This is a genomic window from Streptomyces sp. Ru73, from assembly GCF_002920575.1.
Lineage (GTDB): Bacteria > Actinomycetota > Actinomycetes > Streptomycetales > Streptomycetaceae > Streptomyces.
Map to the genome: position 1 here is coordinate 1 of NZ_PQSQ01000005.1, position 14,122 is coordinate 14,122.

Annotated in this window: 13 protein-coding genes and 1 pseudogene; 10 read left to right on the forward strand and 4 right to left on the reverse strand. The window is 73.1% G+C overall.

Annotated elements, in window-relative coordinates; genetic code table 11:
- From C3486_RS37860 to C3486_RS03445, 3 genes and pseudogenes are all read left to right on the forward strand, one after another.
- Positions 1–1,276, forward strand: a pseudogene (locus C3486_RS37860) (histidine kinase); the annotation flags it as partial.
- Positions 1,273–1,980, forward strand: coding sequence for a response regulator transcription factor (locus C3486_RS03440; protein ID WP_103831040.1), 708 nt, complete (start codon positions 1,273–1,275; stop codon positions 1,978–1,980). The pseudogene C3486_RS37860 and the gene C3486_RS03440, both read left to right, overlap by 4 nt.
- 62 nt (positions 1,981–2,042) lie before the next feature.
- Positions 2,043–2,420, forward strand: a complete 378-nt coding sequence (locus C3486_RS03445; RefSeq protein ID WP_308461214.1) for an SCO4225 family membrane protein — start codon at positions 2,043–2,045, stop codon at positions 2,418–2,420.
- Positions 2,421–2,605: 185 nt separating this feature from the next.
- Here C3486_RS03445 and C3486_RS03450 read toward each other — a convergent pair whose 3' ends face one another.
- From C3486_RS03450 to C3486_RS03465, 3 genes are all read right to left on the reverse strand, one after another.
- The gene (locus tag C3486_RS03450; protein WP_103831041.1) at positions 2,606–3,391 is read right to left on the reverse strand and encodes an alpha/beta fold hydrolase; all 786 of its coding nucleotides are present in this window, start codon (positions 3,389–3,391) and stop codon (positions 2,606–2,608) included.
- Between the two features lie 191 nt (positions 3,392–3,582).
- The gene (locus tag C3486_RS37865) at positions 3,583–6,483 is read right to left on the reverse strand and encodes a SpoIIE family protein phosphatase (RefSeq protein WP_258052567.1); all 2,901 of its coding nucleotides are present in this window, start codon (positions 6,481–6,483) and stop codon (positions 3,583–3,585) included.
- A 203-nt stretch (positions 6,484–6,686) separates the two neighbouring features.
- The gene (locus C3486_RS03465) at positions 6,687–7,562 is read right to left on the reverse strand and encodes an anti-sigma factor antagonist (protein ID WP_103831042.1); all 876 of its coding nucleotides are present in this window, start codon (positions 7,560–7,562) and stop codon (positions 6,687–6,689) included.
- A 141-nt stretch (positions 7,563–7,703) separates the two neighbouring features.
- On the opposite strand from C3486_RS03465, the gene C3486_RS03470 reads away from it, so the two are divergent.
- The 4 genes from C3486_RS03470 (at position 7,704) to C3486_RS38715 (ending at position 9,655) form a co-directional block, all read left to right on the forward strand.
- Positions 7,704–8,087, forward strand: a complete 384-nt coding sequence (locus C3486_RS03470) for a helix-turn-helix domain-containing protein (RefSeq protein WP_103831043.1) — start codon at positions 7,704–7,706, stop codon at positions 8,085–8,087.
- 93 nt (positions 8,088–8,180) lie between these two features.
- Positions 8,181–8,648, forward strand: a complete 468-nt coding sequence (locus C3486_RS03475) for a hypothetical protein (protein ID WP_103831044.1) — start codon at positions 8,181–8,183, stop codon at positions 8,646–8,648.
- Positions 8,649–8,791: 143 nt separating this feature from the next.
- Positions 8,792–9,259: a peptidoglycan-binding protein LysM gene (gene lysM / locus C3486_RS03480; RefSeq protein WP_103831045.1), complete on the forward strand. Its 468-nt coding sequence runs from the start codon at positions 8,792–8,794 to the stop codon at positions 9,257–9,259.
- A gap of 108 nt (positions 9,260–9,367) precedes the next feature.
- Positions 9,368–9,655 (forward strand): general stress protein, encoded by a 288-nt coding sequence (locus C3486_RS38715; protein WP_374936834.1) that lies wholly within the window; start codon positions 9,368–9,370, stop codon positions 9,653–9,655.
- A 122-nt stretch (positions 9,656–9,777) separates the two neighbouring features.
- On the opposite strand, the gene C3486_RS03490 is transcribed toward C3486_RS38715, so the two are convergent.
- Positions 9,778–10,314: a DUF3574 domain-containing protein gene (locus C3486_RS03490; protein ID WP_103831047.1), complete on the reverse strand. Its 537-nt coding sequence runs from the start codon at positions 10,312–10,314 to the stop codon at positions 9,778–9,780.
- A 346-nt stretch (positions 10,315–10,660) separates the two neighbouring features.
- Here C3486_RS03490 and C3486_RS03495 point away from each other — a divergent pair, with 346 nt between their 5' ends.
- The 3 genes from C3486_RS03495 to C3486_RS03505 all read left to right on the forward strand — a co-directional run bounded on the left by C3486_RS03495 (position 10,661) and on the right by C3486_RS03505 (position 14,088).
- Complete coding sequence (locus C3486_RS03495; protein WP_103831048.1) at positions 10,661–12,352, forward strand: ATP-binding cassette domain-containing protein; 1,692 nt, start codon at positions 10,661–10,663, stop codon at positions 12,350–12,352.
- A 65-nt stretch (positions 12,353–12,417) separates the two neighbouring features.
- Complete coding sequence (locus C3486_RS03500; RefSeq protein WP_258052569.1) at positions 12,418–13,434, forward strand: alpha/beta hydrolase; 1,017 nt, start codon at positions 12,418–12,420, stop codon at positions 13,432–13,434.
- 177 nt (positions 13,435–13,611) lie between these two features.
- Positions 13,612–14,088 (forward strand): hypothetical protein, encoded by a 477-nt coding sequence (locus C3486_RS03505; RefSeq protein ID WP_258052570.1) that lies wholly within the window; start codon positions 13,612–13,614, stop codon positions 14,086–14,088.
- Positions 14,089–14,122: the final 34 nt, after the last annotated feature.

Consider the following 14,122-nt stretch of genomic DNA (forward strand, 5'->3'; position numbering starts at 1 on the left):
GACGTACCGGCTCGCCCAGTGCGTCGCGGCCGTGGGGCTGTGCTTCCAGCCGCTGCTGCCGTTCCTCGTCATCCGGGAGAGCACGACACCGGCCGGACCCGGGATCTCCGCCGGCGCGCTCTTCGCACTGCTCGCAGCCGCGCAGGCGCTCACCCTGCTGTGGTCGCGCCGGGCGCCGCGTACCGCGCTGAGCGTGCAGCTGCTCCTCGCCGCGCTCTGGCCTGCGGCGATGGCCGCGGGCGGGTACGCCGGACCGGCCGTCCTGCCGCCCGCGCTGAGCATGCTCGCCACGTGCGCGGCACTCGCCGTACGGGCCTCCGGCGCGGCCGAGGCGGACAGCACACCGGTCCGGCACAGACCGGTCCGGCGCGCGGCGGAACCGGACAGCGGTGAGCCGCCGGTGGTGGCTCCGGCGCCGCGCGCCGCGCTGTCCGCCCTGGGCAGTGGCATGGGCAGTGGCAGTGTGCCGTGGTTCCTGGCGCCCGCTGTGGCCGCCGCCGTGCACGCCGCCGCGCTGACCGTGGCCGTACTGGCCCGGGGCGGCACCGCGTCCGCAGGGGCGGTCGCCGGGGCCGCTGCCGCCGCGGCCGGACTGGCGGCTGCCGCGGCGTGGGCACTGGGCACCTGGTACGGCAAGCGGCGGCGCGCCGCCCTGGACGCACACGAGGAGCGCGTCGCCGCGTGGACCGAGGAGGCCGTCCGGGACGCGTGGGCCGAACGCCGGCGCATCACCACCGGACTGGAGACCACCGTGCTGGCCCGCACCGCCGAAGTGATCGAGGAGGCGGAGGCGGGGCGGCTCGCGGAAACGGCGGAGCGCGCCCGCGCGGCCCTGGCCGCCATGCGGGCCCTGCTCGACACCGTACGCGCCGGGGAACAGCACGCCGAACTCCGCCCGCAGCCCACCCTCCAGGCCCTCGACCTGCTCGTCGACCAGTGTCGGGCCGCCGGCCGCACGGTGCGGGTGCGGCTCACCGACCGGGTTCCCGAGCGGCTGCCCGCAGCCGTGGACATCGCCGCCTACCGCGCCGCCGAGACCGTACTGGAAGCAGGCGCCGACGGGGAGCACGGGCCCACCACACTCGTCCTCGACGCCACCGACGACGTCCTGACCGTCACCGCGACCGGCGTGTCCGGCGCGACCCGCCGGGCGGCACGGCAGCGGCTGATGACGCGCACCGCCGCGCTCGGCGGCACCCTGACCACCGCACAGCCGGGCACGGTGGTGCTGCACCTGCCCCTCCCCACCGACTCCGACCAGGAGGAATCCCGATGACCCTCGCCGTGCTGGTCGTCGACGACCAGGCGGTCGTCCGGGCGGGCTTCGCCGCCGTCATCGACGCCGAACCCGACATGACCGTCGTGGGCGAGGCCGCAGACGGCGCCGCAGCGGTGAGCCTCGCCGAGCGGCTCGCACCCGACGTGATCGTCATGGACGTACGGATGCCAGGGCTCGACGGCATCACCGCCACCCGCATCCTCACCGGACGCGAGGACCCGCCGCGCGTCCTCGTACTGACCACCTTCGACCTCGACGCCTATGTCTTCGACGCACTGCGCGCCGGTGCGTCCGGCTTCCTGCTCAAGGACGTGCAGGCGGCCGAACTGCTGCAGGGCATCCGCGTCGTGGCCGCCGGCGAGAGCGTCCTCGCCCCGTCCGCCACGCGCCGGCTCATCGGCCACTACGCCGCGGCGCCGCACCACGGACCGACCACCGGGACCGACGCCACGGTCCTGGACCGGCTGACCGCACGGGAACGCGCCGTCCTCACCCTGGTCGCCTCCGGCCTCAACAACGCGGAGATCGCCACCGAACTCGACATCACCGTCGGCACGGTCAAGTCCCACGTGAACGCGCTGCTGCGCAAGCTCGGGGTGCGTGACCGGGTGCAAGCCACGATCCTCGCGTACGACCTGGGACTCGTCCGCGCCACCCCACCGGGCGCCGCCCCGCCGGGCCCCGGCCCGGCACCCTCCTGACACACCGTCCGCATACCACCCACCCATCCACCCACCCACCCACCGACGAAACGCGGACCGCCATGACCCCCCACACCACGACCATGACGCACACCACGCACAAGGAGCCCACCACCGCCATGAACGACCCCGCGTCCAGCAACCCCGTCCTGCGCACCGTGCGTGACGCGCTCGGCAGCCTGCTCGCCCGTATCTACCTGGCGGTGTGCGCGGCCCTGCTCGTCTGGGCCGTCGTGGTCGGCTACGGCGACAACCCGGACGCCTCCTTCGCCGGCGTGGTGCCGGTGACAGCCACCGCACCGGTCAGCCTCGTCCTGCTCGTCCTGCCGGACTTTCCCGCCATGGGCTTCCTCGCCGTCGCCCTCGGTGCGCTGGTCAACGCTGTGATCATCGGCTGGTGCGCCCGCACCCTGCGCAACGCCCGCGCCGGTCGCTCATAACACCGTCCGCTCACCTCACGGCGCGTGCTGCGCCAACCGGGTACACCTGACCCGCAGGGACGCTCTGCCGGCGCAGTCGACGCATTGCCGCCGTGCGGACGGGTACGAAACGATCACCTATCCGTCCCCCACGGATACGCCGGAGGGCCCGCGCCGGTCGCGGGCCCTCCGTCATGTTCAGCGACTCACACCGGCTCGGCACCGTCCCACAACTCCCGCAGCGCGGCGTTGACGCGGTCCGGCTGCTGCGTGTGCGGGTAGTAGCCGGGCACCACCAGATGCTCGGCCCCGATGGCCGCGGCGATGTGCTCGGCACAGGCGATCAGCGGCTCGCCCGCGTACTTCCGGTACTGCTCGGGAGCCCCTGCCCAGTCCCCGGAGACCATCAGCTTAGGGAAGGGCGCCCCGGCCAGCGGCCCGAGCGGGATGTCCGCGTCCCAGCAGGGACGTTCGGCCATCGTGGCGGCCGCCGCACGCAGCCGCTCGGGCGTCGGCTCGGGCGTCGCCATCCCGACCGATTCGGTGGCACCGCGCAGGAACTCCTCCGGAGTGAGCCCGGCGGGCAGCGCCGCGGTGGCCGCCCGCGCCCGCGCCAGCGCCTCGGCGACGACGGGATGCCCCTCGGCCGGCCGCAGCGCACCGGGCTGGATCAGGGTGAGTGAACGGACCAGATCGGGACGGCGTACGGCAGCGGCCATCGCACCGACCCCGCCGTACGCATGCCCCACCAGATGCGCACCGGTCCCGAGCAGGCCGACGATGTCCTCCGCGTCCACCGCCCAGTCGCTGTGCGCGATGTCCGGACTGCGCCCATACCCTCGGCGGTCCATCACCAGCAGCCGGTACCGGTCCGCCAACGGCCGCTGCGCCGCGAACCCGTACCGCTCGTCATCACCCCAGGTGAGAATCCCATGCACAAAGACGACAGGCGCACGCCCGGCGCCGCCATCACCCCACACGGTGACGTGCACATCGCCAGCAGGCCGCGCCACCTCCGGCACCCCGCCCTGCCCCCCGCGCCCCTCATGACCGTACGAGCCCACACGCCCTCCCCGAACGCACCCTCTCCCTGCCGGACGATCCTCTCTACCGGACGAACAGGCGCGGGGAGAAGGGGCGCGCACATGGTGAACTACCGGCAATTGGCCCGTAGTTCGGTTCGTCAGGTGCGGGGTACCGGGCGGACGGCGAGGAGGGCGATGTCGTCGGCGTTGTCGGCGCTGAGGGCGATGAGGAGTTCGTCGCAGAAGACGTCGAGGGGCTTGCGGGCCAGGGCGGCGGTGTGGCGGCGGAGGCGGGCCATGGCGTCGTTGAGGGACTCGTCGCGCCGTTCGATGAGGCCGTCGGTGTACAGCAGTACCGTCGAGTGGGGCGGCAGGCAGTCCGTCGCGTGGGGGCGGGGCAGGTCGGGGTCCATGCCGAGCAGCAGGCCGGCGGCTCCTCCGAGGTAGCGGGTGTCGCCGTCCTCGGTCGTCAGCAGCGGCGGCAGGTGTCCGGCGGAGGAGTGCTTCAGCTCCCAGGGGCCGCTCTCGGGGCCCGACACCAGGGCGTAGATGCAGGTGGCGGTGGACTCTTCGTGCAGGCTGTGCTGTGCCATGTCCAGCCGGCGCAGGATCTCGCCCGGTGGTTCGTGGCGGTCGATGGCGATGCCGCGCAGCATGCTGCGGAGCTGGCTCATCGCGATGGCCGCCTCCAGGTCGTGGCCGGTGACATCGCCGATGACCAGGGCGGTGTCGCCGTTGGGCACGCGGAAGCTGTCGTACCAGTCGCCGCCGATCTGCGCGGTCATGGAGGAGGGCGCGTACCGGGCGGCCATCTGCAGGTGCGGGATCTCCGGCAGCACGGGCAGCAGGGAGTGCTGGAGGCGCTCGGCGATCTGCCGGGTCTCCTGGTACAGCCGGGCGTTCTCCACGCCCAGCGAGAGGTTGCGGACCAGGCCGTCGATCAGGGGCAGGTCGGCGTCGGTGAAAGGGTCGTCCGGATCGGTACGGGCCAGGGTCAGCGCGCCGAACACCGCGCCGCGTACCCGCAGTGGGGCGATCAGCGCGCTGCCGGCGCCCAGCTGCGCGAAGAGGCGGGCGTACCGGGTGTCGAGGGGGCTCCCGGTCCGGTTCAGCGACGGTGCTTCGGTGAGCAGCAGCGGACCGGCGCCGCGCAGCACCCGGGCCAGTGGTCCGCGCGCGGCCTCGGTCACCGGCGGGAGCCGGCCCGCGCAGGCCTCGGCGGGCAGTTCCCAGGGGTTGCGGTGGCTGATGCAGACCCGCTGCAACTGGTCGGACTCGTCGAGCAGATCCACCACGGACCAGTCGGCGAGCTGCTGGGACAGCAGCTTGCACACTCGTTGCAGCCCCTCGTCCAGGCTCGACGCGCTGCTCAGCGCCTCCGCGATGTCGGTGAGCAGGGACAGCTGCCGCTCCAGCGCCGGCCCGTCGGTCTCCTCGCCGCTCGCCTCACCGCTCGTCCCGCCGGTGACCTGGGGAGCGGCGCCTTCCTCCGTCTCGCCTTCCGCAGCCGTCTCGCCTTCCGCGCCTGCAACGCCGCTCGGCCTCGGGCTCGTGTTCGGGCTGGTGACGAAGGTGTCCCCGGCGTCCGCGACGGGGACGGTGAACTCCTCGTCACCCGGGGGCGGGAGGTCACCCGTGCGCGCGAGGTCTTCCGCGGTCTCCGGCGGGTACGGCCCGCCCGGCTCGGCCGGCATCGCGTACCGGCTCTCCCCGTACTGGCCCGGTGCCGGGGCCCGGGGAGCCGCCCTGGGAGTGAGCTGGGCGATGAACACCGTACGGCCGTCGGTCGTGCCCTGGGTCTGGATGAACAGCCGGATGGGGACCAGGCGGCCGTCCCGGTGCAGGGCCGGGAGCGGTACGGAGCGGCCCAGGATGCGCGACCGGCCGGTCAGCAGCAGCGAGTTGAACGCCGCGATGTGGCGTTCGCGCAGGTGCTCGGGGATGAGGGCGGTGAGCCGCTGGCCGACCAGTTCATCGGCCTGCCAGCCCAGCAGGTCGGCCGCCGTGCCGTTCGCCGCGATGATCCGGTTCTCGTCGTCGGCCGCGATCGTGGGCACCCTGCTCGCCCAGACGTGGGTGGCGTCCACGGGCACCAGCTCGGCGGGGCTCGCGCTCTGCTCGCGGGGCACCACCGTCCAGGCCACGGGCGATCCGCCGGCGAGCTGGCTGGTGATCTGGTCGAGGATCCACTGGCGGAAGAGTCGGTTCTGGGGAAGCGCCGGCCAGGCGAGCAGGCGCTCGTCGCGGGCCACTTCCTCGGCCACGTCGAGTACGTGGCGCAGGGTGATGACCGCCCTCGTGGCGTCCGCCGGGAAGGCGAGGCGCAGGGTGTGGATGTAGGCGGCCGCCGGCTGCTTCTCCAGCTCGGTCGTGACACAGGCGCTGATCACGTTGCTCATGTCGTGCGCCGCCGCGAGGTCTTCCGGGCGTACGCCGAAGTGCTGACCGGCGGACGCGGCGAGGACCATTTCGCGCAGCAGCGCGTGCCGGTGCTGCTGGGACGCCAGGTAGAGGGCGCCGGGCAGGTCGACCAGTGTGACGGTGCGGGTGGGGCCGGAAAGTATCGCGGCGGCCGCGGCGCTCCGCATGTCCGCCCCGTCCGGGGCCGGCCCGGTGGGGTCCGCGCCGGTCGTGATCTGCCAGGAGGACGGCGGGGACGGCGGCCCGCCGGGCCGTACTTCGCACCACACCGTCTTGCGTTCCGCGTCGGCGTCGACCCCGTAGCGGGACGCCAGCCGCTCGACCAGGGCCAGTCCCCGGCCCGGGCCGAGGAGGGGGAGGCGGCCCTGCGGCACCAGCAGCCGGGAGGGCCGCTGATCGGTCACCTGTACGTGCACCCCGTGGTCGAGCGGCCAGGCCGACACCTCGGTCTCGGTGCGCGCATGCAGGATCGCATTGGTCATCAACTCGCTGACCAGCAGTTCGGCCGTCTCCCTCAGCTCGGAGCCGGCGTCCTCGAGGACGGTGCCCACGAAATGCCGAGCCAGCGCCACGTTCTCCGGCCGCGGCGGGAACTTCCGCGTGTGTGCCGTATCCGGCTGCTGACTGATGTGGTCCATGCGGCCAGTGTGCTTCATGGGGCTGCCAGAACGGCCCGCCTCATGTGCATGTCCGATCCGCGACTCCCGGAATCCACCAGCTGGGTGAGGCGTGTCGGGCGGCGGCCGACCGGGGGCACCCGCCCGAGCAGCCCAGTCGACGGAATCGGCCCGAGTGGCCCGTGCTCAGCCGCCCTGACCGGCCCAGCCGGTGGACGGGACGGTCAGGGGCCGGTCGGCGTGATGGGGCCGTCCGGGGCACTGGTGCAGGGGACCGCTTCCGCAGCCAGGGCGCCCGGGGCCGGCGACTCCGGCGGGGCCGGTGACTCCCCGGAAACCGGTGGCTCCGCGGAGACCGGTGCCGCCGCCGGCGCGGTGTTCTGCGTCTTCGTGACCGCCTGCGCAAGGTGGTGCTGTACGGCATCGGGGAGCGCGCCGCCCTGGATGGTGCCCACCAGGTCGTCCGCCAGACGGTGCAGCTTGGTGTTGCTGTTCTGCGAGGCGGCGACCAGCACGTGCCACGCCTCCTCGGGGGTCAGGTTGAAGGAGGCCATGAGGATGCCGCGCGCCAGGTCGATGGTCGGCCGGGTCTGCATGGCTCGCCGCAACTGGGCGATCACGACGTGCGGGTCCTGGTCGTTGTCGTCGCGCGGGCCGGCGTCGTGGCAGGCAGGGTGTGTCATGTTCTCGTAGTCCCGATTCGGGTGGGGAAACAGTGCCCGGGTGCCGGTCAGGCCGAGCAGCCGCTCGACCGCGCGACTGCCGGCACCGATGGTGACCGTCTTGCAGTGGTCCAGTGCTCGCCGGCGCAGCCGGAGAAGGAGGTTGAGGCCGGAACAGTCGCAGAAGGACACTCCGCTCAGGTCCAGGTCGACGCCGCTGACCGAGCGGCTGAGGGCCTGGCGCAGGTCGGACTGGATCTGCTGGCTGGTCTCCAGGTCCAGCTCGCCCCGCAGGGCCACGCCGACCCGGTGGCCGTTCCGCGTGACCTCGACGGTCACCGGGTACGGCAGGGCACCCGCCGGTGCGCGGCCGTCTTCCTGCCCGTGACCGGCGCCCGCACCGGTGAGGGACTGCGCAGAGTACGTAGGCTCCGGCATGGCCTCTCTCCCTCGTCCGCCCCTCGTCCGTGGCTGACCGCCGCCTTCAGGCTGCCTTCCGCGGCCCACGTGCGTCAACTAATACACGAAATACTGTACGTGCTTTTGAATGCGCGTATACCTGGTCGCTAGAGTGGGCACATGGATGGAGTGCCTGAGCCATACACCGGATGGACGTTCATCACTAATCATGCACGGGTACTGGCAGCCATTGCGGATGATCACAGCGCCCGCATCCGTGATATCGCCGCGTACTGCCGCCTGACCGAACGTGCCGTCCAGAAGATCATTGCCGACCTCGAACGGGACGGTTACCTCTCCCATACGCGGGAGGGCCGTACCAATACATACCGGATCGAACCGAGCAAGGTGCTGCGCCACCCCGCCGAGTCGGGGCTGACCGTGGCTGCCCTGCTCTCCCTGCTCGTCCAGGACGAAGCCGACCGCGGCACGTCCCCCGAGCCCGAGGACAAGGCGCGCGTGACGGCCCCCGACGCCAAGAGCCGGCCGCACGTCACGGCCTGACGACCCTGGCGAGCCCCGCACCGTCGCCGCCGCACGCCGTCAGAGGCGGCAGGTACCACGCGGGGCGCTCGCCGACCGTGATCGACTGGTGTCATGGAAGCGCTCTGGGCAAGTGTCGTAGCGGTAGGGGGAACGCTGCTGGGGTCGGTGGTCACTCACGCCTTTCAGCGCGCCGCCTCCAAGCGGGGCGAGGCGTTCACCCGGTCCGAGGCACTCCGGCAGGAGCGCATCACCACGTACAGCGCCTTCGCCGAGGCCGCCGAGCAGTACCGGCACGGCCAGGCCCAGCGCTGGTACGGCAAGCGGGAGGACCCCGGCGGAGAGCCGTTCCGTGCGGCGCGGGACGAGGCGCACCGGCTCAGGACAGTCGCCCGCCAGGCCCTCTACCGGGTCAAACTGCTCACCGACGACCAGGAAGTGGTGCGCGCGGCGGAGCGGGCCTACCGGTGCACCTGGGAAGTGTCGAACGCACAGGACGAGACGGACCACCGCACACGGGATGCCGAGTCCCGGCAGGCCATCGAGGAGTTCGTCGCCAGGGCCGCGCCGCTGGTCCGCTGAGACACCCCCGGCCGCGCGCTGCCCTCCCCTTCCCTCCCCAGGATGACCGACTCGCCGGTGCGTGGGTGTATGACTTCCGGGGCACTGCGGAGAGTGGCACGCTCATCGCAAGAGGTTCGGGGGGCGAGAGGCAGGGCAATGGCATGACGACGTATGAGTTCGTTCCCGAGGCGGGAGACCGCCTGCGGTCGGACCACCAGCCGGCCGGTCCCCTGGCGGCCGAACCGGACGCGGCCGCCGCGCAGCTCAAGGAACGCCTCCACCAGCTGGAACTGACGTGTGATCACTTCCATGTGGCGGTCGACGGCACCACGGCGATCGTCAGCGGTGACGCCGCCGTGCAGGAGCAGAAGGAGAAGATCCTGCTCGCCGTGGGCAACGTCGTCGGAGTGGCACGGGTGGAGGACCGCATCACGGTCGGTCAGGAAGGCCTGAGCCCGCGGTTCGTGACGGTCCGTGCGGGCGAGACCCTCGTCGACATCGCGGAACGCATCTACGGTGACGCCGCGTTCTGCCCCCGCCTCCTCGAAGCGAACCGGCCCCTGCTGTCCGGCATGGACCAGGTCTACCCCGGCCAGGTGCTCCGCGCCCCCGTCTGGGACACGCCGTAACGGTCCGCGCCCGCTGCGCCCATGAGGACATCGGGGTGCATGTTCCCCAGTGGCCGGGGCACTCGCGTGGTGCAAGGCACGACGCACGACGAGATGGAGGAAACAGCCGTGGCTGCATCCAACAACTCGGGCAACTTCGCCAACGACCGTGAGCGCGCCGCCGAGGCCGGCCGGATGGGCGGCCGGCAGAGCGGGGGCAACTTCGCCAACGATCCGAAGCGCGCCGCGGAAGTGGGCCAGGAGAGCAGCGGGAACTTCGCCAACGACCCGAAGCGCGCCTCGGAGGCCGGCCAGAAGGGCGGCCACGAGAGCGGCGGGAACTTCGCCAACGACCGTGAGCGCGCCGCCGAGGCGGGCCGCAAGGGCGGCCGGCAGAGCGGCGGCGGGCAGCAGTAACGGCACAGGACCTACCGAGTGGGCCCGGCAGACAGCGCGTCTGCCGGGCCCACCCCTGTGCGTACGACCGTTACGTGCAGCGGAGGATCACCCGCGGTCCACCACCGGGCACACAGTGGTGGTCAGAAGTCCACGGTGGTGCGGTCGTCGACGCGTGCCACGGACTCCTGGGCGAACTTCTTCTCGTACGCGGACCGGATCTCCTCGATCTTGCGACCGCTGGGCCCCGCCTGAGCCGTGGGGTAGAACACGATCAGCTCGTAGGACCGCTCACGCTCGATGGTCCCGTGCCGGTCCCGGTACTGGCCGGTGCCCTGCTGGACGGTCAGCCCGGCCGGGAAGCGGGGCGTGACGAACTCGTCCACGAAGCGGCGGAACTGCCGGTCGGTGACGGGCGGGCTGCCGTCCGGATGGGCGGTGCCGAAGAAGAGACTGGTCTCGATGTACGGCCGCCCGCGCTCCGGCTGCCCGCCCTCCGGCTGCGGGACGGCGGCGGACACGGGAGCGGCGGATGCGGGAGCGGCGGATGCGGCGGCGGGCGCCACCGCAGGCGCGGACGCCGTCGCGGCGGCGCCCAGCAGGACGGTGGACGCCGCCAGGACGGCCACCCGCACACGGGGCTGGAACAGGGACGTCGATGCCAACGGACTTCCTCTCATGGGACTCGGCCGGTCAACGACAGCGAGCCGCGGAGGATGCGCACGGCGGATGATTCGCAGCACGCCCGCTCCGGGCCATGAGGTACAGTCGCAGGGTCCTGTTGTCTCCGATAGAGGTGGACGTTGCGCATCTGAGGTTCGCGAACATCACGCGGTACGGCATCGGCCGTACGCCCGTCACGTCGACCCGGCCTTCTCGCCGTCCGTGACCCCGCGTGCATGCGACCTCGGTGCTTGAGCTGTCCCTCGCCCTCCGGAGAGCCGCACCCGTCTTCCGCCGGTCCGGTCGCCGCCTGGTGCTCGCACACGTAGCCCCTTCCCACCGCCTACGACTGCGAGAATCATCATGTCCGCACCGGCGACCCCCAGCGCCTCCGTGACCTGCTCCGCCCTGTCCTTCCAGTGGCCGGACGGCACGACCGTCCTCGACGGGCTCTCCCTCACCGTCGGCCGGGGCCGCACCGGCCTCGTCGGCGCCAACGGCACCGGCAAGACCACACTGCTGCGCCTGCTGGCCGGCGAGCTGCGCCCCGCGGCGGGAACGGTGACCGTCGGCGGCCGCCTCGCCCACCTCCCGCAGAACATCACCCTGGACACCGCGCTCCGCGTCGACCAGGCGCTGGGCATCGCCGAACGGCGTGCCGCCCTCCGCGCCATCGAAGCGGGAGACGTGTCCGAAACACACTTCGAAACGGTCGGCGACGACTGGGACGTCGAAGAGCGCGCCCTGGCCACGCTGGGCTCCCTCGGCCTCGGCGACCTCGGCCTCGACCGGACCGTGGGGGAGATGTCCGGCGGCGAGACCGTACTGCTGCGGCTGGCCGCACTGCTGCTGCAGCGGCCCGATGTCCTGCTGCTGGACGAGCCCACCAACAACCTCGACCTGTTCGCACGGCGCCGTCTGTACGGGGCCGTCGACGCCTGGCGCTCCGGCACCCTGATCGTCGTCAGCCACGACCGTGACCTGCTGGAACGGATGGACCGCGTCGCCGAGCTGCGACCGGCGCCGGGCTCCGCACCGGGCACGGGAGCGGCCACGGTGAACTGGTACGGCGGCGGGTGGTCCGCGTACCAGGAGGCACTGGCCGCCCAGCAGGAGGCGGCGGGCCGGGCGCTGCGCTCGGCCGAGGCGGACGTCCGCCGCCAGCGGCGCGAGCTGGAGGAGACCCGGACCAAGGTCGCCCGGCGGCAGCGGCAGAGCAAGAAGCTCGACGCCCAGCGGCGCGCCCCGCGGATCGTGGCGGGGGAGCGCAAGCGCTCGGCGCAGGAGTCCGCCGACAAGCTGCGCGGCCTGCACGAAGACCGCCTCCAGGAGGCACGCGAGCGGCGCGAGGCCGCGGCGGACGCGGTCCGTGACGACGCCGAGATCCGGGTGGACCTGCCGCACACCGCGGTACCGGCCGGCCGCAGGGTCCTGAGCCTCCACGAGCTGCGGCCCCGGTACGGCCGGCTGCGCACCGGCACGCTCGACGTGCACGGCCCCGAGCGCATCGCCCTGGTCGGACGCAACGGAGCCGGCAAGACCACCCTGCTCCGCACCCTCACCGGCGAACTCACCCCTCTGTCCGGTACGGCCAGGACGTACGTGCCGCTGCGGTTCCTGCCGCAGCGGCTGGACGTGCTGGACGATGCGCTGAGCGTCGCCGCGAACGTGGCGCGCACCGCTCCCGGCGTCACCGACAACCACATCCGCGCACAGCTCGCGCGCTTCCTCTTCAAGGGAGCGCGTGCCGAACAGCCGGCGGGCACCCTGTCGGGCGGCGAACGCTTCCGGGCCGCGCTCGCGGCGACCGTGCTCGCGGCGCCCGCCCCGCAACTGCTGCTGCTCGACGAGCCGACCAACAACCTCGACGTGGCGAGCGTGCGTCAGCTGACCAGCGCGCTGGAGTCCTTCGAGGGCGCGTTGGTGATCGCCAGCCACGACCTGCCGTTCCTGGAGGCGGCCGGCATCACCCGCTGGCTGCTGGTCGGCGACGAGCTGACGGAGACCACCGGGGACGAGGTACGGGCCGTCCTCCAAACCCCGCCGGTGAGCTGACCCGGCCACGGCCCCACGCCCACCCGCCTTGTGACGACCCACCGCACCACCAAGGAGATACGTACATGAGCAACACCGCTGCGTCCCGGCGGAGCCGGCCGGACGAGATGCCGGCGACGCCCTTCGACCCGGAGCTGGCCGCCGTCCTGGACGGCATGGGCGACCTGCGTGCCGCCTTCCCCTCTTCGGCCGCCCTGGTCCCGGGCTGGCGTGCCCGGCTGGCCGAGATGGTCCCGGAACCCACCCTGGAACAACTCCGTGCCGGCGGTGCCTACGAGGTGGACGAGCGGACGGCGCCCGGCCCCGCAGGCGCACCGGAGGTCCCGCTGCTCGTCGCCCGTCCGGCCGGCCTGGCGGAGGGCGCACCGGTCGTCTACCACCTGCACGGCGGCGGGATGATCAGTGGCAGCAGCCGCGCGGGCATGGAGCTGATCCTGCGCGAGTGGGCCGAGCCGCTGGGGCTGGTGGTGGTGTCGGCCGAGTACCGGCTCGCACCCGAGCACCCGTACCCGGCCGGTGTCGAGGACTGTTACGCCGGACTGGAGTGGGTCGCGGAGCACGCCGAGGAGCTCGGCGGCGACCCGGAGCGCATCGTCGTCGCCGGGGGCAGCGCGGGCGGCGGCCTCACCGCGGCCGTCGCGCTGATGACGCGCGACCGCCGGGGTCCGGGCATCATCGGCCAGCTGGCGATGTGCCCGATGCTCGACGACCGCAACGACACTCCGTCCGGCCACCAGATGGCGGGGCGCGGGCTGTGGGACCGGCACGCCAACGAGGTCGGCTGGACCGCCCTGCTGGGTGCGGCGCGCGGCACCGCGGAGGTGCCCGCGTACGCGGCTCCCGCCCGGGCCGCCGACCTGTCCGGCCTCGCGCCCGCCTACATCGACGCGGGTGCCGCCGAGACCTTCCGCGACGAGGCCGTGGCCTACGCCACCCGGATCTGGCAGGCCGGCGGGGATGCCGAGCTGCACATCTGGCCCGGCGGCTTCCACGGCTTCGACCAGCTGGCCCCGGACGCCGCCGTCTCCCGCGACGCGCGCCGGGCCCGGGTCCAGTGGCTGCGCCGCGTCCTGAACCGGTGAGGCCGTGTCCTGGACCGGTGAGGCCGCGTCCTGGACCGGTGATCCGGGCGTCCCGGGCGGTCCGGGAGCCCGGTTCGCGACACAACGGCGAACCGCCGCCAGAAAGTTGGGTAAATATGATCGACACCTGGTTCAATGGGTACGTGATCTTGAACCCTCGCCCTTAGGAAGGTCCCGATGACGCCCGTCCTCGACCAGGCCCCGACCGCCGCTGCGCCGACCGCCTCCCACAGAGCCGCGGCGAGCTCCGGTGTGCCTGGCGGGGGCGCCGCGTACCGGTCCCGCACGCGCGCCCGTACCGACGTCCCGCTCGACGCCGCCTGCGTCGACGTGCTCCGCGCCATCTCCGACGCGCGGGCCCCGGTGTTCGCCACCGTACGGGCCGGCGGACGACGCCGGTACGGCTACTGGCAGCCGTACGACTCCCGCACCCACCGGGGCGGCTGCTACGTCGCGCTGCCGACCGACATCTGCGACATGCTGCACGCCGCCGGCCGCATCACCCTCGGCGACGCGCTCGTGGACGCGGCCAAGACCACGTACCGCGTGCTGCCCACCGACACCCCGGCCGAGCCGGTCCGCCGCACCCCCGTGGCCCCGGTCCGCCTCCCGGCCGCCCCGGTGCGCAGGATGCCCCAGACGCTCGCCGCCTGAGACGGTACGGCCGCGGCCGGCGGGCCGGGCCGGC

Coding starts and splice junctions, on each gene's coding strand:
- C3486_RS03445 (WP_308461214.1), top strand. CDS start 2,043: ATGACCCCCCACACCACGACCATGACGCACACCACGCACAAGGAGCCC.
- C3486_RS03495 (WP_103831048.1), top strand. CDS start 10,661: ATGTCCGCACCGGCGACCCCCAGCGCCTCCGTGACCTGCTCCGCCCTG.
- C3486_RS03465 (WP_103831042.1), bottom strand. CDS start 7,562: ATGCCGGAGCCTACGTACTCTGCGCAGTCCCTCACCGGTGCGGGCGCC.
- lysM (WP_103831045.1), top strand. CDS start 8,792: ATGACGACGTATGAGTTCGTTCCCGAGGCGGGAGACCGCCTGCGGTCG.
- C3486_RS03475 (WP_103831044.1), top strand. CDS start 8,181: ATGGAAGCGCTCTGGGCAAGTGTCGTAGCGGTAGGGGGAACGCTGCTG.
- C3486_RS03490 (WP_103831047.1), bottom strand. CDS start 10,314: ATGAGAGGAAGTCCGTTGGCATCGACGTCCCTGTTCCAGCCCCGTGTG.
- C3486_RS03505 (WP_258052570.1), top strand. CDS start 13,612: ATGACGCCCGTCCTCGACCAGGCCCCGACCGCCGCTGCGCCGACCGCC.
- C3486_RS03500 (WP_258052569.1), top strand. CDS start 12,418: ATGAGCAACACCGCTGCGTCCCGGCGGAGCCGGCCGGACGAGATGCCG.
- C3486_RS37865 (WP_258052567.1), bottom strand. CDS start 6,483: ATGGACCACATCAGTCAGCAGCCGGATACGGCACACACGCGGAAGTTC.
- C3486_RS03470 (WP_103831043.1), top strand. CDS start 7,704: ATGGATGGAGTGCCTGAGCCATACACCGGATGGACGTTCATCACTAAT.
- C3486_RS03440 (WP_103831040.1), top strand. CDS start 1,273: ATGACCCTCGCCGTGCTGGTCGTCGACGACCAGGCGGTCGTCCGGGCG.